19 protein-coding genes are annotated in these 19,794 nt (G+C 70.0%); 12 read left to right on the top strand and 7 right to left on the bottom strand.

Going from position 1 to position 19,794, the window contains the following annotated elements; all coding sequences use genetic code 11:
- Positions 1-2: 2 nt before the first annotated feature.
- Positions 3-1,028, bottom strand: coding sequence for a UDP-glucose 4-epimerase GalE (galE, locus tag ACLD7X_RS04230; protein ID WP_411422235.1), 1,026 nt, complete (start codon positions 1,026-1,028; stop codon positions 3-5).
- Complete coding sequence (locus tag ACLD7X_RS04225; RefSeq protein ID WP_411422234.1) at positions 1,025-1,324, bottom strand: DUF6165 family protein; 300 nt, start codon at positions 1,322-1,324, stop codon at positions 1,025-1,027. Before ACLD7X_RS04225 ends, galE begins: the two co-directional genes overlap by 4 nt.
- Before the next feature lie 175 nt (positions 1,325-1,499).
- On the opposite strand from ACLD7X_RS04225, the gene gmd reads away from it, so the two are divergent.
- The 4 genes from gmd to ACLD7X_RS04205 all read left to right on the top strand — a co-directional run bounded on the left by gmd (position 1,500) and on the right by ACLD7X_RS04205 (position 4,788).
- Positions 1,500-2,639, top strand: a complete 1,140-nt coding sequence (gene gmd / locus ACLD7X_RS04220; RefSeq protein ID WP_411422232.1) for a GDP-mannose 4,6-dehydratase — start codon at positions 1,500-1,502, stop codon at positions 2,637-2,639.
- A gap of 100 nt (positions 2,640-2,739) precedes the next feature.
- Complete coding sequence (locus ACLD7X_RS04215) at positions 2,740-3,045, top strand: nucleotidyltransferase domain-containing protein (protein WP_412006726.1); 306 nt, start codon at positions 2,740-2,742, stop codon at positions 3,043-3,045.
- The gene (locus tag ACLD7X_RS04210; protein ID WP_411422230.1) at positions 3,042-4,067 is read left to right on the top strand and encodes a GDP-L-fucose synthase family protein; all 1,026 of its coding nucleotides are present in this window, start codon (positions 3,042-3,044) and stop codon (positions 4,065-4,067) included. Before ACLD7X_RS04215 ends, ACLD7X_RS04210 begins: the two co-directional genes overlap by 4 nt.
- 316 nt (positions 4,068-4,383) lie before the next feature.
- The gene (locus ACLD7X_RS04205) at positions 4,384-4,788 is read left to right on the top strand and encodes a hypothetical protein (RefSeq protein ID WP_425625090.1); all 405 of its coding nucleotides are present in this window, start codon (positions 4,384-4,386) and stop codon (positions 4,786-4,788) included.
- Positions 4,789-4,815: 27 nt separating this feature from the next.
- On the opposite strand, the gene ACLD7X_RS04200 is transcribed toward ACLD7X_RS04205, so the two are convergent.
- The 3 genes from ACLD7X_RS04200 to ACLD7X_RS04190 all read right to left on the bottom strand — a co-directional run bounded on the left by ACLD7X_RS04200 (position 4,816) and on the right by ACLD7X_RS04190 (position 7,987).
- Positions 4,816-5,580, bottom strand: coding sequence for a carbohydrate ABC transporter permease (locus tag ACLD7X_RS04200; RefSeq protein ID WP_411422258.1), 765 nt, complete (start codon positions 5,578-5,580; stop codon positions 4,816-4,818).
- Positions 5,581-5,670: 90 nt separating this feature from the next.
- A complete protein-coding gene (locus tag ACLD7X_RS04195; protein ID WP_411422228.1) occupies positions 5,671-7,314 on the bottom strand; it encodes a 2-isopropylmalate synthase in 1,644 nt (547 codons plus the stop codon).
- A 97-nt stretch (positions 7,315-7,411) separates the two neighbouring features.
- Positions 7,412-7,987 (bottom strand): LabA-like NYN domain-containing protein, encoded by a 576-nt coding sequence (locus ACLD7X_RS04190; RefSeq protein WP_411422227.1) that lies wholly within the window; start codon positions 7,985-7,987, stop codon positions 7,412-7,414.
- Between the two features lie 71 nt (positions 7,988-8,058).
- Between ACLD7X_RS04190 and ACLD7X_RS04185 the strand changes: the two genes are divergently transcribed.
- Positions 8,059-9,651, top strand: a complete 1,593-nt coding sequence (locus ACLD7X_RS04185; protein ID WP_411422226.1) for a glycoside hydrolase family 57 protein — start codon at positions 8,059-8,061, stop codon at positions 9,649-9,651.
- 67 nt (positions 9,652-9,718) lie between these two features.
- Here the strand turns inward: ACLD7X_RS04185 and crtL are convergent, their stop codons facing one another.
- Positions 9,719-11,014: a lycopene beta cyclase gene (gene crtL / locus ACLD7X_RS04180; RefSeq protein ID WP_412006727.1), complete on the bottom strand. Its 1,296-nt coding sequence runs from the start codon at positions 11,012-11,014 to the stop codon at positions 9,719-9,721.
- A 55-nt stretch (positions 11,015-11,069) separates the two neighbouring features.
- The gene (gyrA, locus tag ACLD7X_RS04175; protein WP_411422224.1) at positions 11,070-13,769 is read right to left on the bottom strand and encodes a DNA gyrase subunit A; all 2,700 of its coding nucleotides are present in this window, start codon (positions 13,767-13,769) and stop codon (positions 11,070-11,072) included.
- Positions 13,770-13,838: 69 nt separating this feature from the next.
- Between gyrA and ACLD7X_RS04170 the strand changes: the two genes are divergently transcribed.
- From ACLD7X_RS04170 to rsmD, 7 genes are all read left to right on the top strand, one after another.
- Positions 13,839-14,993, top strand: coding sequence for a homocysteine biosynthesis protein (locus tag ACLD7X_RS04170; protein WP_411422223.1), 1,155 nt, complete (start codon positions 13,839-13,841; stop codon positions 14,991-14,993).
- 63 nt (positions 14,994-15,056) lie between these two features.
- The gene (locus tag ACLD7X_RS04165; RefSeq protein WP_412006728.1) at positions 15,057-15,728 is read left to right on the top strand and encodes a CAAD domain-containing protein; all 672 of its coding nucleotides are present in this window, start codon (positions 15,057-15,059) and stop codon (positions 15,726-15,728) included.
- Between the two features lie 44 nt (positions 15,729-15,772).
- Entirely contained in the window at positions 15,773-16,936 is a 1,164-nt protein-coding gene (locus ACLD7X_RS04160) for a GuaB3 family IMP dehydrogenase-related protein (protein WP_411422221.1), read from the top strand.
- Between the two features lie 180 nt (positions 16,937-17,116).
- Positions 17,117-17,440 carry a thioredoxin gene (gene trxA / locus ACLD7X_RS04155; RefSeq protein ID WP_006909712.1) on the top strand — a complete coding sequence of 108 codons (324 nt, stop codon included), beginning with the start codon at positions 17,117-17,119 and terminating at the stop codon, positions 17,438-17,440.
- Positions 17,441-17,516: 76 nt separating this feature from the next.
- Positions 17,517-18,563: an LOG family protein gene (locus ACLD7X_RS04150; RefSeq protein ID WP_411422220.1), complete on the top strand. Its 1,047-nt coding sequence runs from the start codon at positions 17,517-17,519 to the stop codon at positions 18,561-18,563.
- Positions 18,564-18,579: 16 nt separating this feature from the next.
- Entirely contained in the window at positions 18,580-19,218 is a 639-nt protein-coding gene (gene hisH, locus ACLD7X_RS04145) for an imidazole glycerol phosphate synthase subunit HisH (RefSeq protein ID WP_411422219.1), read from the top strand.
- Positions 19,215-19,793 carry a 16S rRNA (guanine(966)-N(2))-methyltransferase RsmD gene (rsmD, locus tag ACLD7X_RS04140; RefSeq protein ID WP_411422218.1) on the top strand — a complete coding sequence of 193 codons (579 nt, stop codon included), beginning with the start codon at positions 19,215-19,217 and terminating at the stop codon, positions 19,791-19,793. The genes hisH and rsmD overlap by 4 nt, the downstream gene beginning before the upstream one ends.
- The last annotated feature ends 1 nt before the right edge of the window (position 19,794 follow it).

Raw genomic sequence — 19,794 nt, 5'->3', positions numbered from 1 at the left:
GCTCAGCCCCAGCGGCGCTGGTGCCAGCCCCAGGCGTCGGCCAGCACCGTGGCCAGCTCGGAGCGCTGGGGTTTCCAGCCCAGCTCCGCCATCGCCTTGGCGGCGTCGGCCACCAGCTCGGCGGGATCGCCGGGGCGGCGCGGGGCCTCGATCACCCGCAGCTCGCGGCCGGTGTGGGCGCGGGCGGCGTCGATCACCTGCTGCACCGAGTAGCCGCTGCCGGTGCCGAGGTTGTAGATGTGCTGGCCGCCCCGCTCGAGCAGCCGCTCGAGGCCCAGCACGTGGGCGGCGGCCAGGTCACCCACGTGGATGTAGTCGCGGATGCAGGTGCCGTCGGGCGTGGGGTAGTCGCGGCCGAACACCTGGATCGCCTCGCGGCGGCCGGCTAGGGCCTCGAGCACCAGGGGGATCAGGTGGGTTTCGGGGTCGTGGTCCTCGCCGAGGTCGGCGGCGGGATCGGCACCGGCGGCGTTGAAGTAGCGGAAGATCACGCTGGGCTGGCCGTAGGCGGCGCCGAAGTCGGCCAGGAGCTGCTCCACCATCCACTTGCTGCGGCCGTAGGGATTGATCGGCGCCTGGGGACAGCGCTCGCTGATCGGGATCTGATCGGGCGCGGGGATGCCGTAAGTGGCGCAGGTGGAGCTGAACACCAGCGGGATGGGCCTGCCGCAGCGCTGGGCCTCGGCGTGCAACGCCTCCAGCAGAACCAGCGTGTCGCCCAGGTTGTTGCGGTAGTAGCGGGCCGGGTCGGTGACGCTCTCGCCCACGTAGGCATAGGCGGCGAAGTGCAGCACGGCCCGCACCGGCCCGGCCGGCAGCAGGGGATGGTCACCCTGCAGCAGGGCATCGAGCAGGGGGCGATCGCCCAGCTGCCCCACCAGCAGCGGCACCTGCAGCACCTGCTCGGCGATGGCCCGGTGGCCGTAGACGAGGTTGTCGAGCACCAGCACCGGCTGGCCCGCCTGCTGCAGGGCGCGCACGGTGTGGCTGCCGATGTAGCCGGCGCCGCCGGTCACCAGGATCGTCATGGCCGCAACGGAGGGTGGGTGGAGGTGGTGTAGCTCTTCTGCTCGATCAGAGCGCTGCCGCTCTGGAGGTTGATGGCGCGCTTGAGGGCGGAGCGGCGGTCGTTGAGGCGGTAGATGCGGCGGGCCAGCTCCACGAAGCCGGGGCCGAAGTCGCTCTGGCGCTCACAGGCGCGGATGGCCTCCTCGCAGTGCCACAGCTCGGCGTTCACCGCCTGCAGCTGTTCGCGCAGGGCCGGCTCGAAGCGGAGCTCGGCGGCCGTGAACGCCTGCTGCAGCAGGGCATGCTCCTGGGTCACCTGGGCCAGGGCCTCACCTTCGAAGTGCTGGCGCCCAGGCTACGAGCGGCGTGACCACAGCCAGCGGGCATCGCGGCGGACCTGGCGCACAGCGCGGTGGAGCTGGCGCACAGGTTTACTGCCCTCATTGTGGCGAGCGGGAGTAACTTCCAGCCTGGCCTGAGAGGAGACCCCCATGCCGCGCACGGCACTGATCACCGGGATTTCGGGGCAGGACGGCAGCTACCTGGCGGAGCTGCTGCTGGAGAAGGGGTATGTGGTGCACGGCATCAAGCGGCGGGCCAGCAGCTTCAACACGCAGCGGATCGACCATCTGTATCAGGACCCCCACGAGAGCGATCCTCGCCTGGTGCTGCATTACGGCGATCTGACCGACAGCACCAACCTGATCCGGATCGTGCAGCAGGTGCAGCCCGATGAGATCTACAACCTCGGCGCCCAGAGCCACGTGGCGGTGAGTTTCGAGAGCCCGGAATACACGGCCAACAGCGATGCCCTGGGCACGCTGCGGATCCTCGAGGCGGTGCGCATCCTGGGGCTGACGCAGAAGACCCGCATCTACCAGGCGAGCACCAGCGAGCTCTACGGCCTGGTGCAGGAAATTCCGCAGAAGGAGAGCACGCCGTTCTACCCTCGCAGCCCGTACGGGGTGGCCAAGCTCTACGCCTACTGGATCACGGTGAACTACCGCGAGGCCTACGGGATGTATGCCTGCAACGGGATCCTGTTCAACCACGAATCGCCGCGGCGGGGTGAAACGTTTGTGACGCGCAAGATCACCCGCGGCCTGGCGCGCATCAACGAGGGGCTCGATGAGTGCCTGTTCATGGGCAACCTCGATTCGCTGCGCGACTGGGGCCACGCCCGCGACTACGTGGAGATGCAGTGGCGGATGCTGCAGCAGGAGAGCCCGGAGGATTTCGTGATCGCCACGGGGCGGCAGGAGAGCGTGCGGCGCTTCATCGAGCTCACGGCGGCGGAACTGGGCTGGGGGCCGATCCAGTGGGAGGGCGAAGGGGTCAACGAGGTGGGCCGGCGCGACAGCGGTGAGGTGGTGGTGCGGATCGATCCGCGCTACTTCCGCCCGGCGGAGGTGGAGACGCTGCTGGGTGATCCCACCCGGGCACGCGAGCGGCTGGGCTGGACCCCCACCACCACGCTGGAGGAGCTGGTGGCGGAGATGGTGGCGGCGGACAAGGAGGAGGCGCGCAAGGAGGCGATCCTGCGGCTGAAGGGCTTCAAGGTGGTGGGCTCGATGGAGAACCCGCCCACCAACCCCCTGGCCGTGGAGAGGGCGCGGGGAACACGGGGCTGATGGCCGAAGACATCCGCTGGCAGCAGCGCATCGGCAACTACCGCAAGGCGCTGGAGCAGCTGCACAGGAGCCTGGAGCAACGCTTGCGGCAGGAACGCCCGTGATCGCCGGCCTCCCTGAGGCGGCCCAGATCCGGCTGCTGGATCTGGTGACAGCGCAACCACACGTGCAGGCCGTCTGGCTCTTCGGGTCCCGGGCGATGGGGCGGCACCAGCCGGGATCGGACGTGGACCTCTGCCTGGACGCACCCGCAATGACCCACAGCGATCGGCTGCGGCTGATGACCGCGGTGGATGATCTGCTTCTGCCCTGGCGCGTGGATCTGGTGCTGCAGCATGAGCTGCCCGCCGATCTGGCGGATCATGTGCAGCGCGTTGGTCACTGCCTCTGGAGACGTCATCCATGACCACCCCTTCCCTGCTGTATCCCTCCGACCGCATCTTCGTGGCGGGCCACCGCGGCATGGCCGGCGGCGCCATCGGCCGGGCGCTGCGGCGGGCCGGCTACGGCGAGACGGAGCGGGGCGGAGCGCTGCTCACCGCCAGCCGTCAGGAGCTGGATCTGCTCAATGGGGCGGCGGTGGCGCGCTGGTTCAGCGAGCAGCGGCCGGATGTGGTGGTGCTGGCGGCGGCGAAGGTGGGCGGCATCCAGGCGAACGCCACCTACCCGGCCGACTTCCTGCTCGACAACCTCAAGATCCAGAACCATGTGATCGAAACGGCCTGGCGATCCGGTGTGCGGCGGCTGCTGTTCCTGGGCAGCAGCTGCATCTACCCGAAGTTCGCCGACCAGCCGATCCGGGAGGAGGCCCTGCTCACCGGGGCGCTGGAGCCCACGAACGCGTGGTACGCGATCGCCAAGATCACCGGCATCAAGCTGGGCGAGGCGCTGCGGCTGCAGCACGGCTTCGATGCGATCAGCCTGATGCCCACCAATCTCTATGGGCCGGGCGACAACTACCACCCCACCAACAGCCACGTGCTGCCGGCGCTGATCCGCCGCTTCCACGAGGCGGCAGAGGCCGGCGCTCCGAGCGTGACCTGCTGGGGCACCGGCACGCCGCTGCGGGAATTCCTGCATGCCGACGATCTCGGCGAGGCCTGCGTGTTCGCCCTGGAGCACTGGGATCCGGCCGCCGCCGCCGCCCCCTGCGATGACGCGGGCGCACCGCTGGCGTTCCTGAATGTGGGCACGGGGGTGGATCTGAGCATCCGCGAGCTGGCGGAGGCGGTGGCGGCCGCCACGGGCTTCCGCGGCGAGATCCTCTGGGACACCACCAAGCCCGACGGCACCCCGAAGAAGCAGCTGGATGTGAGCCGGCTGGCGGCCCTGGGCTGGCGGGCCCGCATCCCCCTGGCCGAAGGCCTGCAGCAGGCGGTGGCCGCCTTCCGCAGCGAACTCGCCCGCGGCGCCGTGCGGGCGGCCTAGCCCAGGATCGCCGCCGCAGGACAGGGCATCCGCAGCGTTCAACCTGATTGACACGAGACAGTCACCAGAGCAGACGGCAGGGGAAGGCCCTGCCCCCCGGAAACGGCTCGGCGCTGCACTGCTGGGCGCTGCACTGCTGGGATGAACTGCTGCGATGAAGCCCTGGGCTCAGCCGCTGAGCCGAATCACTACAGCCTCTGGCGGGGCAAGGCATCGCCCCGGATGATCGGGCAGGATTGACGTCGCGGCCCATCACCAGCAGGAGCCCTTCTCGATGGCCCAGTCCCCCGGCGCTTCGGCGTCCAAATCCGGGTCCTTGCCCCAGCTTCCCGACTGGGTCAACTGGCTTCAGGCCGGCCTCAGCGCCCTGTTGGCCGTGCTGTTTCTCGTGCTGATCGGCAAGGCGCGCCAGCAGGGCAGCCAGATCCGCGAACTGCAGGACCGGCTTCAGGGGCTGGAGAACAGCCGGGCCCTGGAGCGCACCACCGGCCTGGAACAGCAGCTGCGCTCCACGGTGGAACGGCTGCAGGTGGTGGAGCGCAACTCCAGCCGCATCGACGTGCTCAGTGCCCAGAACGAGGCCCTCAAGGCCGAGATGCGTCGCTTGCAGCGCTCCACGTCCAGCAAGCCCCCTGAGCTCGCGCCGCTCAAGCCGGTGGTTCCCACCCCCCCGCCGGTGGCATCCCCCAATCCGGCGGCGGCTCCGGAGAACCAGCCCTGAGCCTGCAGCTTCCGCCCCTCACCCCCCTCAGCCCTTCACCGCATCGCCGGTGGCGCTCGGGAGGATGAACCGCTGCAGCGCGATGAACAGCAGCAGCACGGGCAGGATCGAGATCACCGAGCCGGCCGCCACGAGCCGCCAGTCGAGCGAGAAGCTGCTGGCGAGCTGCTGAAGGCCGAGCGGCAGGGTGTAGAGCTGCGGCTCATCGAGGATCACCAACGGCCAGAGGAAATCGCTCCAGGTGCCGATGAACACGAACATCGCCAGGGTGATCAGATCCGCCCGGGCGGCCGGAATCATCACGTTCCACCACTCCCCGAGCGGGGTGCAGCCATCGCTGCGCGCCGCCTCCTCCAGCTCCACCGGCACCCCCAGGAAGCTCTGACGCAGCAGAAAGATGCCGAAGGCTGTCGCGGCCTGGGGAATGATCAGGGCCCAGAGGGTGTTGCGCAGCCCGATCTGCACCATCAGCAGGTACAGCGGAATCATCACCACCTGGAAGGGGATCAGGATCGTGGCCACCACCAGCGCCAGCACCAGCCCACGACCGGCGAAGCGCAACCGCGCCAGCGGATAGGCCGCCAGGGAGCAGAACAGCAGGTTGGCCACCACCGCCAGCACGCTGACGATGGTGCTGTTGATCAGGTAGGTGCCGATCGGGTTGTCGGCGAACAGACGGCGGTACGCGTCCAGGCTGGGCTCAGCGGGCAGCAGGGCCGGCGGGCTGGTGAAGATGTCCTCCGCCGGTCCCTTCAGGGAGGTGCTGACCAGCCAGAGCAGCGGCACCAGCATGGCCAGGGCCACCAGCAGCAACAGCCCCAGCTGCAGCGAGGAGGCCAGCAGGGAACGGCGCGGTGCGGCAGGGTACGGGCTCACGGCGCGTCACACCCGGGGCCGGTCGGCCAGGGGCAGATCGCCCAGCTGGGGCAGGGGTGCCTTCTGGGGGTGAAGCGGCTGCTGATGGCTGCCGTTCAGCAGCCGGTTGAGGGCATTCACGAAGGCCTGGGCGGCGGCCACCACGATGTCCGTGTCGGCCGCATGGCCGGAGTAGAGCACCCCCTGGTGGCGCAACCGGATCGTCACCTCCCCCATGGCGTCGATGCCCTCGGTGACACTCTTCACCGAGAACTCCACCAGTTCGTTGGGGACCTGGGCGAGGCGGTTGAGGGCCTGACACACCGCATCCACCGGACCGGTGCCGATCGCCGCCTCGGTGATCTCGGCGCCGTCCGCTGTGATCAGGGTCACGGTGGCGGTGGGCTGCAGGCCGGTGCCGCAGCTCACCTGCACGCTCTTGAGGGTGAAGCGCCCCTCGTCGTACTGCTGCACCTGTTCACTCACGATCGCCTCGAGATCCCGGTCGGTGATCTCCCGCTTGCGGTCGGCCAGCTCCTTGAAGCGGGCGAAGGCGTCATCGAGGTCCTCCCGGGTGAGCTCGTAGCCGAGCTCCTCCAGCCGCGCCCGGAAGGCGCTGCGGCCGCTCAGCTTGCCCAGGGAGATGCGGTTGTCGGAGAGGCCGACGGTGCGCGCGTCGATGATCTCGTAGGTGAGGCGGTTCTTGAGCACCCCATCCTGGTGAATGCCGGATTCATGGGCGAAGGCGTTGGCGCCCACGATCGCCTTGTTGGGCTGCACCGCCATGCCGGTGAGGTTGCTCACCAGGCGGGAGGTCTTGGTGATCTCCTCGGTGCGCACGCCGGTGAGCGGCTCGGTGCTCTCGGGCGGCCGCCCCAGGAAGGGATTGAAGTAGCTGCGGCGCACGTGCAGCGCCATCACCAGCTCCTCGAGCGAGGCGTTGCCGGCCCGCTCGCCGATGCCGTTGATCGTGCACTCGAGCTGGCGGGCGCCGTTCTTGACGGCCTCGAGGAAGTTGGCCACGGCCAGGCCCAGGTCGTTGTGGCCGTGCACCGAAATCACGGCCTGGTCGATGTTGGGCACGTGGGCGTTGATCCCGGCGATCAGCTCGCCGAACTCCGCCGGGGTGGTGTAGCCCACCGTGTCGGGGATGTTGATCGTGGTGGCGCCGGCCTTGATCGCCGCCTCGATCACCTCATACATGAACTCCGGATCACTGCGACCGGCGTCCTCGCAGGAGAACTCCACGTCGTCCACCAGGGAGCGGGCGTAGTCGACCATGTCGCCGGTGATCGCCAGCACCTCGGCGCGGCTCTTGCGCAGCTTGTGCTCCAGGTGGATGTCGCTGGTGGCGATGAAGGTGTGGATCCGCCGGCGGACGGCCGGCGCCACGGCATCGGCACAGGCCTTGATGTCGCCGGCGGCGGCGCGGGCCAGGCCGCAGATCACCGGACCATCGGCATGGCCCACGCTCTCGGCGATGCGCTGCACGGCGTTGAAATCACCGGGGCTGGCGAACGGGAAGCCGGCCTCGATGATGTCCACCCCGAGGCGGGCCAGCTGCTGGGCGATGGCCAGCTTCTCCTCCAGGTTGAGGCTGGCGCCCGGCGACTGCTCGCCATCGCGCAGCGTGGTGTCGAAGATCAGGACACGGCCTGGGTCGCGGGCCATAACGGCGCCTCTATCCGTAGCGACTATGAGTTAATCCATTCTATGGCTTGGCCGCTCGGCCTTCCCCCGCGCCGGAGCGCTCCCAGCCTCCGGGCGATCAGACGGCCGCGGTGCGCACGAAGACGGGCTGCTGCAGCGACTCGGCCTTCTCCAGCAGCCCGCGCAGGCTGCTCAGATCCACGAAGCGATCCACCGCGTTGCGCAGTTCCCGCGCCACCATCCCCTCGGTGCTCATCAGCGTGATCCGCAGCCCCTGGGCCCGCAGCACCTCCACCAGCCGGTCCAGGTCCCGGCTGCCGCTCAGCAGCCAGACCTCGTCGGTGCGGGGGGCCACCGTCAGCAGGTCGACGGCGATCTCCACATCCAGGTTGGCCCGCACGAACTGGCGCTGCTCGGAATCCGCGGCAGCCGCCCCCAGCTCCCGCAGGGGGCGGGTCCGCACCGTGAAGCCCAGGCTGGTGAGGGCATCGCGGAAGGGCCGCTGGTCGGATGGATCCTTCAGCCCCGCGTACCAGAACGCTCCGGCCAGCTCCAGCCCGGGCTGGGAGCTCGCATGGGCCAGCAGACGGCGGGGATCGAAGAACCAGCCCAGCTTCTGCTGGGCATAGAACATGCTGTGCCCGTCCACGGCCACGACCAGCTGCAGGGGGCGATGGGCGGCACGGGTCTCCATGGCTTGAGCGTAGGGCGGTGAGCGGGGGGCTTCGGGGACTGCGCCTAAAGTGATCCGACTGCGGGAAGGCCATGGCCACCGGGGATCTGGCCCTCGTCCTGCACGCTCACCTTCCGTATGTCCGCTCCGGGGAGCCCGGCTCCCTGGAGGAAGACTGGTATTTCCAGGCCCTGCAGGAGTGTTACCTGCCCCTGCTGGCGGTGCTCGAGGCCGCCGCGCAGGATCGTCGCCAGCAGCCGCGCCTCACCCTGGGGCTCTCCCCCACCCTGCTGAGCCTGCTGGGGGACACCGAGCTCAACGCCCGCTTTCTCGCCTGGCTGGAACAGCGCCTGCAGCTGCTGGTGCAGGCGCCCGAATCCCACGCCGGGGCCGCCATGGCCCTCACCCGTCAGCTGGAGGGTGTCATCCGCCAGTGGGAGGCGTGCCGGGGCCTGCTGGTGCCCCGCTTCCGCCAGCTCGAGCAGCTGGGGGTGCTGGACCTGATCACCTGCGGCGCCACCCACGGCTACCTGCCCCTGCTGCGGCAGGTGCCGGAGGCGGTGCGGGCCCAGCTGCTGAACGCGGTGCGGGAGCACGAGCGCCAGCTCGGGGCGCGGCCCCTCGGGATCTGGTTGCCGGAGTGCGCCTACTACGAGGGGCTCGACCAGCAGCTCGCCGCCTGCGGCCTGCGCTACACGGTGCTGGACGGCCACGGCCTGCTGCACGCCCTGCCCCGCCCGCGCTACGGGGTGTTCGCCCCGATCTGCTCCCCCACCGGCGTGGCCTTCTTCGGTCGGGATGGCAACGCCACCCTGCCGGTCTGGAGCGCCCGGGAGGGCTACCCCGGTGACGGGGTCTACCGCGAATTCCATCGCGACCTGGGCTGGGATCTGCCTCAGGAGCGTCTGCAGGAGGTGGGGATCACCAGCCCCAGGCCCCTGGGTCTGAAGCTGCATCGCGTCACCGGCCAGGGCTGTCCCCTGGATCAGAAGCAGCCCTACGACCCGGAGGCCGCGGCCATGCGGGTGGAGGAGCATGCCCAGGCCTACCTGGAGGGCAGGCGGCAGGAACTGGCCGGCCTGAGCCATTCGATGGCCCAGCCGCCCCTGCTCGTCGCCCCCTTCGATGCCGAGCTGTTCGGCCACTGGTGGTTTGAGGGGCCCCAGTTCCTGGCGGCCCTGTTCCGCCAGGCGGAAGCGGCCGAGGTGCAGCTGGTCAGCCTGCGGGAGGTGCTCGCCCGGGACCGGACCCTGCAGGTCTGCCGCCCCTCGCCCAGCAGCTGGGGCCAGGGCGGCTACCACACCTACTGGTTGAACGACACCAACGCCTGGGTGGTGCCCCAGTGGCAGCGCGCCTCCCGGGCCATGGTCAGCCGGGTCAACCGCGGGGTTCGCACGGCCCTCCAACGCCAGCTGCTCACCCAGGCCGGACGGGAACTGCTGCTCGCCCAGAGCTCCGACTGGAGCTTCATCCTGCGGGCCGGCACCACCACCGACCTGGCCCGCCAGCGGATCGAACGCCACCTCGACCGCTTCTGGCGGCTCATGGATGCCATCGATCGCGGCACGGCCCTGCCCGAGGGCTGGCTGCAGGCCGTGCAGCGCGAGGATGGCCTCTTCCCCGCCCTGAACGCCGCCGACTGGGTCAGCCTCCCCAGCGCTGCCGACCTGAAGGCGTCCACCTGAGGTCGTTCAGCTGAGGTCGTTCACCAGCCTCGGCCTCACCGGCTTCAGGGGGTTCAGCGGCGCTGGCTCAGGGACGCCACAGCCGGGCGAGCATCCCCAGCTCCCGCCCCTGCATGCCCATCAGGCCCCAGCGCACCCCGGCGGGGGCCGTGGCGAACAGGCGCACCATCGCCGCCAGCAGGGCGGGCAGGGTGAGGGTGTTGGACAGGAAGCCGTACCACTGCTCGGCCGGCAGGGCAAAGAAACTCGCAAAGAAGGCCCGCAGCTGGGGTGCCTCGAAGCGCATCAGCTTCTCCAGGCCGAACTGGTAGAGGGCCTGCTTGCGCCGCAGCTCCAGGGGCCAGAGCGCGTGCCATCCGGCGGCCGCCAGCGCGGCCGGTGACGCGTGGGGATCGGCCAGGGCTGCCGCCACAGCCCGGGCCAGGCCGGGTGCCCGCCGCAGCAGGGAGCCCACCAGGTAGCCCGAGGCCGGATGGACCATGGACGCCGAGCCACCGAAGGCCAGCACGGGCTGATCCAGATCAGGCAGCGCCAGGTTCATCGGAAAGAGGCACCATTCCTCGTGCTCCACCGCCGTGATCGTGATGCCGCGGTGGGTCAGCCGTTGCGCGAGCCGTGCCTTGAGGGTCTCGAAGGGCAGGGGGGGCGCCAGCGCCAGCGAGGTCTCCTCCACAAAGAAGCAGCCCTCCCCCAGATCCATGGCATACAGAAAGGACGGGGGCTCCAGCCGCTGCTCAGGCGTCAGATGATCGCTGCGGTAATCCATCAGCACGAACTGCCGGGGGCCCACCGGCGGGTCACTGAAGCGACCCACCACGCCGTAGGCCGCCTGTCCGGCCACCGGCCCGCGGTCGGGGCGGCGGATGAACGCGGCCTCGTGGCCACTGGCATCGATCACCAGGCGCGCCTGCAGCACACGGCCATCGGCGCTGGTCACCGCGCAGCTGCCGCCGGGGCTGGCCGCCCCGGCCGGGCCGTCGAACCCGATCGCCGTCGCCCGCCCCCGCACCCAGGCGACCCCGGCGGCTTCGGCCTGGGCCAGCCAGTGGGCCTGCAGCCCGTGCTTGTCGAACAGGCCGTAGTCGCGGCCGTGGACCGTCGGCCGGTTGGCCGGCGCGGCGGGATCGGCATCGCCCGCACCGAAGTAGCTGACGGTGTCCTTCCAGCGGTGCTCCAGCAGATGCCCCAGACCGAGGGCGTCCACCTCATCGCCCCAGATGCCATAGGTGTTGGGCCAGGGAGCCGCGGGATCCCCCAGCGACAGCACGGTCACCGCCAGCCCTTCGGCGCCGAGCGCCGCCGTGATCGCCAGGGCGGCCGGGCCCGCCCCGATCACCAGCACGTCGCTCATCGATGCCGGCATGCAGGCCGGGCGGCGGGGTTCAGGGCCCGGCCCACCTCACCTCTGCTCCGCAGCATCAGGCGGACTCGGTGGATGCCGTGGGCGCCGATTCCGCCCCACTGAGTTCGTCGGCCTCCTCCTCCTCCGGTGGCGCCGGCGGAACCAGCACGACCTCCACCAGCCGATCCCCGGCATCGAGGCGCTGCAGGCGCACCCCGGTGGCCGCTCTGGATTGCTGGGGGATCGCATCCGCCTGGGTGCGCACGATGACGCCCTTCTCGCTCACGAGCAGCAGTTCCTCGCCCGCCCCCAGCACCTTGAGGCCCACGAGCACATCCCCCTCGCGGCGGAACTTGATCGCCCGCAGCCCCATGCCGGCCCGCTTCTGGAGACGGAACTGATCAACGGGCACCCGCTTGCCCAGACCGCTGGCACTGGCCACCAGCACCCAGGGCCCCTCGCTGGGGGTCACCTCCTCCCCGTCGCCGGCTTCGGTGCCCTCGCCTGCCTCGGCGCTGGCCTCCTCCTCCTCGAGGGCCGAGACCTCGGCCGCGAGCTGGCTGTTCGCCACCCGATCCGCCAGGTCGGCCGAGAGCACATCCATGCTCACGAGCTGATCCCCCGGGCGAAGGTTCATGGCGCGCACACCCCGGGCGGTGCGGCCCAGGGGGCGCAACTCCTCATCACTGAGGCGGAAGTGAATCGTCATCCCCTTGAGGGAGCCGATCAGCACACTGTCGCCAGGCTGGGCCAGGCGAACCCAGCGGAGATCGTCACCTTCCTCCAGGGAAATGGCGATCAGCCCGTTGGAGCGGATGTTGGCGAAGGCCGAGAGCCGGGTGCGCTTGATGTAGCCGCCGCTGGTGAGCATCACCAGCACCGCATCCTCGGTGAACGCAGTCACGGCCTGGAGCGAGGTGATCTGCTCCTCCCGGGGGATCGGCAGCAGCTGCACGATCGGCGTGCCCTTGGCGGCGCGGCTGCAGATCGGCACCCGGTAGGCCGGCACCGCATAGACCACGCCACGATCACTGAACAGCAACAGGTTGTCGTGGTCGTTGCAGCTGATGAACAGCCGCACGGCCTCCTCCCCCTGGCTGCGGGTGCCGGCCTTGCCCCGGGTGCCGCGGCTGGTGGCCTCGAACTCGCTCACGGGCATGCGCTTGAGATAGCCGGTTTCGGTGAGCAGCACGACGGATCGCTCGTTGGCGATCAGGTCGATGTCTTCCAGCCCGCCCTCGAGATCGAGGATCTCCGTGCGCCTCGGCGAGTCGTAGCGGGTCCGGATCGCCACCAGCTCCTCGGTGATGATCCCGAACACCCGCTCCCGCCGCGCCAGGATGTCCTTGTAATCGGTGATCTTGGCCAGCAGATCCTCGTGTTCCAGCCGGATCTTGTCGGCCTCCAGGGCCGTGAGCCGCCGCAACTGCATCTGCAGGATGGCGTCAGCCTGGATGTCGGTGAGGCCGAACTGGGCGATCAGTTCGGTGCGGGCGGTGGCGGTGTCGGCGGCGGCCCGGATCAGGGCGATGATCGCATCCAGACTCTCGAGCGCGATCAGCAGGCCGAGCAGGATGTGGTCGCGCTCCTCGGCCTTGCGCAGCAGATAGCGGGTGCGGCGCTCGATCGTCTCGACCCGGAAGTCGAGAAACACCTCCAGCATCTTGCGCAGGGTGAGCAGCACCGGCTCGCCCTTGACCAGGGCCAGCATGTAGGCGCTGAAGTTGTTCTGCAGGGGGGTGAGCTTGAACAGGTTGTTGAGAACGACCTGGGGATAGGCATCCCGCCTAAGCTCGATCACGATCCGCATGCCATCGCGGTCGGACTCATCCCGGATGTCGGCGATCCCCTCAAGCTTCTTGTCATTGACGAGCTCGGCGATCCGTTCGATCAGCGAGGCCTTGTTGGTCTGGAAGGGCAGTTCCGTGATGATCACCGCATCCCGGTCAGGCCGGCCCTTGGCCTCGATCGTCTCCACCGAGGCCACACCACGCATGGTGACCGAGCCGCGGCCGGTGCTGTAGGTCTCCCGGATGCCGCGGCGACCCAGGATCTGACCGCCGGTGGGGAAGTCCGGGCCGGGGATGATCGCCAGCAGGCGTTGATCATCCAGATCGGGATCTTCAATCAGGGCCAGCAGGCCATCGATCAGTTCGGTGAGGTTGTGGGGCGGGATGTTGGTCGCCATCCCGACGGCAATCCCCGTGGACCCGTTCAGCAGCAGCTGGGGGATGCGGGCGGGCATCACCGTGGGTTCCTGCTGGGATCCGTCGAAGTTGTCCGCGAAGTCGACCGTCTCGGCTTCGATGTCCTCCAGCAGGGCATCCGTGGTCAGCGCCTGGAGGCGCGACTCGGTGTAACGCATGGCGGCCGGCGGATCGCCATCGACCGATCCGAAGTTGCCATGCCCATCCACCAGGGGAAGGCGCATGTTGAAGTCCTGCGCCATGCGCACCAACGCGTCATAGACCGCGGTGTCACCGTGGGGGTGGTACTTACCGAGGACTTCACCCACGACGCGGGCGCACTTGCGGTAGGGGCGATCACTGGTGAGCCCCAGCTCATACATCGCATAGAGGATGCGGCGATGCACGGGCTTGAGTCCATCGCGGGCATCGGGCAGCGCCCGTCCCACGATCACGCTCATCGCATACTCCAGATAGGAGCGCGACATCTCGTTGCGAAGGTCGGTCTGGATGATCCGTGAATCGCCGTTCGAACCGGAATCACCGGCGCCGGAATCACCGGGATTGTTCGGTCCGGTGGGATCCGCCATGCAGGACAACCTTCAACCGGGTCATTCTATCGACAGCTCCGCACGCGGTTCCGATCCGCCGCCGCGCCGATGACGCCACCTCCCCGCAGCGAAGCCGGGCTGCGCCAACGCCAGGAGCGGGGTGAACTGCGGGTGCTCACGGCGGCCCACTACCGGGCCCTCGTGGCGCGGGAGGGCCTGGCCGCGGCCTATGCCGCCACCGATGTGGTGGTGGCGGCGGATGCGGGCTTCACGGACCAGGCCAGCCTGCAGCTCTCCCTGGGCCCCTGCGACCCACCGATCCGGCTGCGGACTGTGCAGCTGGGGGGGGTGAACGGGCTGGCCAGCGGCGGCAGCGGCGAGCTGGTGCTGCCGATCGGCGGCGCCGCGACCGAGCGGGAGGGGCCCAGCGGAGCCCGGCTGCTCGGTGCCCTCCTCGCCGGCAGGAGCGTGCCCCTGGCCGCCGGCGGGGAAGCCACCCCGCTGCATCCGCGGCGGGAGTTGCACACCGACCTCAGCCTGGAGCGCATCGCAGCGGGTCGTCTGCTGCTCCATCGCGCCATCGGCGAGAACGGGATCGTGGCGGTGAGCAGCGCGCCGGAGCTTTGCCACAGCCCGCTCGGCCCGCTGCTGGGCCCCTTCACCACGGCCCTCTACAGCTGCGGAGGCCCCGGCAGCATCGGCCTCACCATGCCCGGCCTGCACCTGCTCGGTCCAGGCTCGCCGGTGCTGGTGGGCGGAGCCATCGGCTGGGTGATCGGCAGCGGCAGCGGCCATCAACCCGAGCCCAGGCGACAGCCCAGCGGTCATGCCCGCACCCCCGGAGCCGTGGCGGCCGTGGCCGTGGACCTGCATGGCCTGGATGGTCGCTGGCTGCGGCCCTGTTTCTTCGAGGGGCATGGCCATGCCCTGCTCGTGGCGATCGCCGCCCCGGTGCCCCTGCTCGACCCCACGGTGGCCCGTCAGGCCGCCGCCGGCCCGGAGCAGCTGGAAGCGCCGGTGCTCGACCTGGCGATCCCGCGACGGGTCAAGCCGTCCCTGGGAACGGCCTCCTATGCCGATCTGCTGCACGGCGACCTGACGGTCGGCGGGCGTTCCCTGCGCTGTGCGCCGGCCCACAGCCCTCGCCTGGCGCAGGAGGTCGCCGAGGACCTGGTGCAGCGCCTGAGCTCCGGCACCTTCCCGTTGCGCCTGCCCGGCCTGCCGCTGGGTGGACGCCCCGCACTGGTTCCCCTCGATCCCTGAGGGTCCCGGGAATCACGCTTAAGCTCCCGGCCAGCCACCCCCCTGCCCCGGGTCCACTGCGCCATGGCCGACGACAACCTTGCCGCCGACAGCCGTCCCGAAGCCAGCCTTCCGGAGGAGAAGCCGCCCGTGGACGGCCGACCAGCGGACGGCCAGCCGAACCTGAGCGGCCAGGAGGAGGCCGCCCCCCAGGATCCCGTCGGCGCGTCCAGCGCGGAGCCGCAACCCGTCCAGCTGGCGTCCCCCGAGCGGGCGACCCCTGAGCCGGAGCCCTCCACGCCCGAGCCCACCGCCGCAGCCCCCGCCGCAGCCCCGGCCGCGGCCCCAGCCGAGCAGCCCCCCGCTGAGGTCCCCGGCGTGGCCGCCACGGTCACCGTTCCGCCGCGGGAAGGGGCGACGCCTCCGCCCGGCGACGGCGAAGGGGGCGAATGGGACCTCCTCACCGGCAAGGTGCGCGACTGGCTGGCCAGCGGCCGGCTGCAGGAGACCTGGCAGCAGGCCCGCACCCCCCTCACCGCCCTGCTGGCGGTCGTGGCGGTCGTGCTGGTCCTGCGCATCTACGCATCCCTGCTGGCCGCCCTCGACGGACTCCCCCTGGTGCCCCGGCTGCTGGAGCTGATCGGCATCATCTGGCTGCTGCGCCATGGCCTGCCCCGGCTGCTGCGCAGCAGCGAGCGCCAGCAGATCCTCGACGATCTGAACCGCCGCTGGCAGGCCTTCCTGGGCCGCGGTTGAGCGTCGCACCGGTTGATAGCTTGGCCCGAATACGTCTGTTTCCGGTGGACATCCAGCTCGGCCGCTCCCGCAACGTTCGTCGCGCCTACGGGATCGACGAGATTGCCCTGGTGCCCGGCGGCCGCACGGTTGACCCCTCCGTCACCGACAGCACCTGGAGCCTCGGCGGTGTGACCCGCGAGATCCCGATCATCGCCAGCGCCATGGACGGGGTGGTGGATGTCGGGATGTGCGTCGAGCTCACCCGGCAGGGCGCGCTCGGGGTGCTGAACCTCGAGGGTGTCCAGTGCCGCTACGACGATCCCAACCCGGTGCTGGATCGCATCGCCGCGGTCGGCAAGGAAGAGTTCGTGCCGCTGATGCAGGAGCTCTACAGCCAGCCGGTGCGGGAAGACCTGATCCGCAAGCGGATCGCCCAGATCAAGGAGCAGGGCGGCATTGCCGCGGTGAGCGCCACCCCGGTGGCGGCCATCCGGTTCGGGCGCGCGATCGCCGAAGCGGGTGCCGACCTCTTCTTCGTGCAGGCCACCGTGGTGAGCACGGAGCACATCGGGCCGGAAGGGCAGGAGACCCTGGACCTCGAGGCCCTCTGCCGGGATTTCGGCGTTCCCGTGGTGATCGGCAACTGCGTCACCTACGAGGTGGCCCTCAAGCTGATGCGGGCGGGTGCCGCCGGCGTGATGGTGGGCATCGGCCCGGGTGCCGCCTGCACCAGCCGGGGCGTCCTCGGCATCGGCATCCCCCAGGCCACCGCGGTGGCCGACTGCGCCGCCGCCCGGGATGACCATGCCCGCGAGAGCGGCACCTACGTGCCGGTGATCGCCGACGGTGGGATCGTCACCGGTGGCGACATCTGCAAATGCCTGGCCTGCGGCGCCGACGCCGTGATGATCGGCTCGCCGATCGCCAGGGCCGCCGAGGCCCCGGGCCGGGGCTTCCACTGGGGCATGGCCACCCCGAGTCCGGTGCTCCCCCGCGGCACCCGCATCAAGGTGGGCACCACCGGCAGCCTGGAGAAGATCCTGCGCGGCCCGGCCAGCCTCGACGACGGCACCCAGAACCTGCTCGGCTGCATCCGCACCTCGATGGGCACGCTGGGGGCCCGCAACCTCAGGGAGATGCAGCAGGTGGAGGTCATCGTGGCCCCCTCGCTGCTCACCGAGGGCAAGGTGTACCAGAAAGCCCAGCAACTGGGCATGGGCAAGTAAGTCCTACCAAGTAAGCCCTACATTGAAACCGTGGGGGCTTCACGGCTCACACACTCCTCACACCCTCCGGCCCGGCACGTCCGGGCCTTCTGTCTTTAACGCCCTGCAACGCTTGGCTGGTCTGCCGAGAGGAGGGCGGAGCACCCTTGCTAGATTGCCACAACCCCGATCACCACAAGGATGTCCAGCGCTGCCGCTGTCACCGACGCCTCCTTCGAGCAAGACGTGCTCAAGAGTGACGTGCCCGTGCTGGTTGATTTCTGGGCTCCCTGGTGCGGCCCCTGCCGGATGGTGGCCCCCATTGTGGACGAGATCGCCAAGGAGTTCGAAGGCCAGATCAAGGTCTTCAAGCTGAACACCGACGAAAATCCCAACGTCGCCAGCCAGTACGGCATCCGCAGCATCCCCACCCTGATGGTGTTCAAGGGCGGCCAGAAGGTCGACACGGTGGTCGGAGCCGTTCCCAAGACCACCCTCTCCGGCACCATCACCAAATACCTCTGAGCCTTCCATCGCCGAGCCCCTTCCCCTGAACGGCCGCCCAGCGGCCATCAGCCAGCCGTCCAGCCGGGGGGGCGGCGTGAGTCCGGTTCAGGCCCTCGCCGAGGTGCTCGTCGGTCACCCCCAACGGCGGGTGATCGACCGAGCCCTCGTCTCCCTGCTGGAGATCTGCCGCAGCGAGCAGGAACCCGAGGCCTGGCGCATCGTCAGTGGCACCCTCGCGGACATCAGCGAGGCCCTCGGGGTGTTTCGGCCCCGGCGGGACATCCGCAAGGTCACGGTGTTCGGCTCGGCCAGGACCGTCAGCACCGACCCCAGTTACCTTCTGGCCGAAGAACTGGCCCGGGAAGCCGTCGCCGCCGGCTTCGAGGTGATCACCGGCGCCGGTGCGGGCATCATGGAGGCCGCCAACCGGGGAGCCGGCTGCGAGAACAGCATCGGCCTGAACGTCGATCTCCCCTTCGAGCAGCATCCGAACCCGATTGTCAGCAGCTGCGAGGGGAGACTGCTGCACTTTCGCTACTTCTTCACCCGCAAGCTCTTCTTTCTGCGGGAAAGCGACGCGCTCGTGGTGCTGCCCGGCGGCTTCGGCACCCTCGATGAGCTCTACGAATCCCTCACCCTGATTCAGACCGGCCGCACCCCGCCCATGCCGCTGGTGCTGCTGGCCCCGGAGGGCGATCCCTTCTGGCTGGGCTGGGAGGAGAAGAGTCTCACCGTCATGCGGGAGCGGGGCCTCGTCTCCCCCGAGGACAGTTCCCTGCTGTTCCTCACCCACAGCGCCCGGGAGGCCATGGCCCAGATCCGCCGCTTCTACCGGGTCTTCCATGCCGCGGAACTGCAGAGCGATCGGGTCGAACTGATGCTCAACCTGCCGATCCCGCCCGAGGCCCTCGACCAGCTGAACCGGGAGTTTGACGATCTGGTTGACGAGGGGGCGATCCAGGCGGCCGAGACCAGTGATGAGAACGGCTTCCTGCGTCCCTGCCTGCGCTTTCACTTCGACAAGCGGCGGATGGGACGGCTCTACCAGCTGATCGACCGGCTCAACCGACTGGAGCTGCCGCACTGCGAAGCCCTGGAGTCGAGCGGCCAGCGCAGCGGCAGCTCCGCCACCGTGGTCTGACCCCACCCGCCAGGACATGAAGCGCATCGGCCTGATCGATTACGGCATGGGCAACCTGCACTCGGTGCAGCGGGCCTTCGAGCGGCTCCAGGCCACGGTGATCCCCGTCCATGACGCGGCGGCGATGGAGCCGTGCGAGGCCCTGGTGCTTCCCGGCGTGGGTGCCTTCGACCCCGCCATGGCGCGGCTGGAGAGCAGCGGCCTGGCCGACGCGACCCGCTCCTGGTGCGACGCCGGCCGGCCCCTGCTGGGGATCTGCCTGGGGCTGCAGCTGTTGTTCGAAGCGAGCGATGAGGGCGTGGCCAGGGGCCTGGGACTGCTCGCCGGCCGCGTCCGGGCCCTGCCGCGCACGCCGGGCCATCCCATTCCCCACATGGGCTGGGAGCCGCTGCTGCCCGCCACCCCGAGCCCCCTGCTGCCGGCGGGATCTCCCGAAGCCTGGGTCTATTTCGTCCATTCCTATGCGGCCGATCCCACCGATCCGGCCTGCACCACCGCCCGGGTGGACTTCGCGGGCCAGGCCATCACGGCAGCTGTCTGGCAGGGGGAGATCGGCGCCTGCCAGTTCCACCCCGAGAAGTCCGGAGCGGCCGGCCAGGCCCTGCTGCAGCGCTGGCTGCACTGGCTGGATCAGCGGCAGGAGCCCGGCGCGTGACCCTGCGGCTGAGTGGAGGCCGCCGACTGCAGAGTCCACCGGGTGAGCGGGCTCGCCCCACCGCCTCGCGGGTGCGGCTGGCGGTGATGAACCTCCTGGCGGACAGGCTTCCCGGCTGTCGCTGGCTGGACCTCTGCAGCGGCAGCGGGGTGATGGCCTGTGAGGCGTTGCAGCGGGGCGCCGGTCGGGTGGTGGCGATTGAACAGGATCGCCGCATCGCCGCCGTGGCCCGGGCCAACCTGGCGATGGTGGAGCGGGGGCTGGGCCAGCCGGGGCACGCCGAGCTCCACTGCGGCGAAGTGGTCCGCTGGTTGCGGCGGGGCTGCAGCGGGGAAGGGTTCGACATTGCCTACGCCGACCCGCCCTATGCCGCCGGGCTGTACGGAACGATCGCCGACGCCCTGCTGGCCGGTGGCTGGCTGAGGCCCGGTGGCCTGCTGCTGTGGGAGTGTGCCAGCAGGACCCCTCCCCCGGTGCCGGCGGGCTGGCAGGCCGTGGATCGCCGCCGTTACGGCAGCTCGAGCCTGGTCCTGCTCACGGCGGCCCCGTCGGGGACCAGCCCTGGGGAGGACTGAG

It is taken from the genome of Aphanothece microscopica RSMan92 (assembly GCF_046613545.2).
GTDB lineage: Bacteria > Cyanobacteriota > Cyanobacteriia > PCC-6307 > Cyanobiaceae > NIES-981.
This window is presented reverse-complemented; position numbering and strand designations above follow the sequence as displayed.

What these genes read in the sequence shown, in the direction of transcription:
- galE (WP_411422235.1), bottom strand. Translation starts at nt 1,028, where the DNA reads ATGACGATCCTGGTGACCGGCGGCGCCGGCTACATCGGCAGCCACACC.
- gmd (WP_411422232.1), top strand. Translation starts at nt 1,500, where the DNA reads ATGCCGCGCACGGCACTGATCACCGGGATTTCGGGGCAGGACGGCAGC.
- ACLD7X_RS04210 (WP_411422230.1), top strand. Translation starts at nt 3,042, where the DNA reads ATGACCACCCCTTCCCTGCTGTATCCCTCCGACCGCATCTTCGTGGCG.
- ACLD7X_RS04200 (WP_411422258.1), bottom strand. Translation starts at nt 5,580, where the DNA reads ATGCTGGTGCCGCTGCTCTGGCTGGTCAGCACCTCCCTGAAGGGACCG.
- ACLD7X_RS04195 (WP_411422228.1), bottom strand. Translation starts at nt 7,314, where the DNA reads ATGGCCCGCGACCCAGGCCGTGTCCTGATCTTCGACACCACGCTGCGC.
- ACLD7X_RS04190 (WP_411422227.1), bottom strand. Translation starts at nt 7,987, where the DNA reads ATGGAGACCCGTGCCGCCCATCGCCCCCTGCAGCTGGTCGTGGCCGTG.
- ACLD7X_RS04185 (WP_411422226.1), top strand. Translation starts at nt 8,059, where the DNA reads ATGGCCACCGGGGATCTGGCCCTCGTCCTGCACGCTCACCTTCCGTAT.
- crtL (WP_412006727.1), bottom strand. Translation starts at nt 11,014, where the DNA reads ATGCCGGCATCGATGAGCGACGTGCTGGTGATCGGGGCGGGCCCGGCC.
- gyrA (WP_411422224.1), bottom strand. Translation starts at nt 13,769, where the DNA reads ATGGCGGATCCCACCGGACCGAACAATCCCGGTGATTCCGGCGCCGGT.
- ACLD7X_RS04170 (WP_411422223.1), top strand. Translation starts at nt 13,839, where the DNA reads ATGACGCCACCTCCCCGCAGCGAAGCCGGGCTGCGCCAACGCCAGGAG.
- ACLD7X_RS04165 (WP_412006728.1), top strand. Translation starts at nt 15,057, where the DNA reads ATGGCCGACGACAACCTTGCCGCCGACAGCCGTCCCGAAGCCAGCCTT.
- trxA (WP_006909712.1), top strand. Translation starts at nt 17,117, where the DNA reads ATGTCCAGCGCTGCCGCTGTCACCGACGCCTCCTTCGAGCAAGACGTG.
- hisH (WP_411422219.1), top strand. Translation starts at nt 18,580, where the DNA reads ATGAAGCGCATCGGCCTGATCGATTACGGCATGGGCAACCTGCACTCG.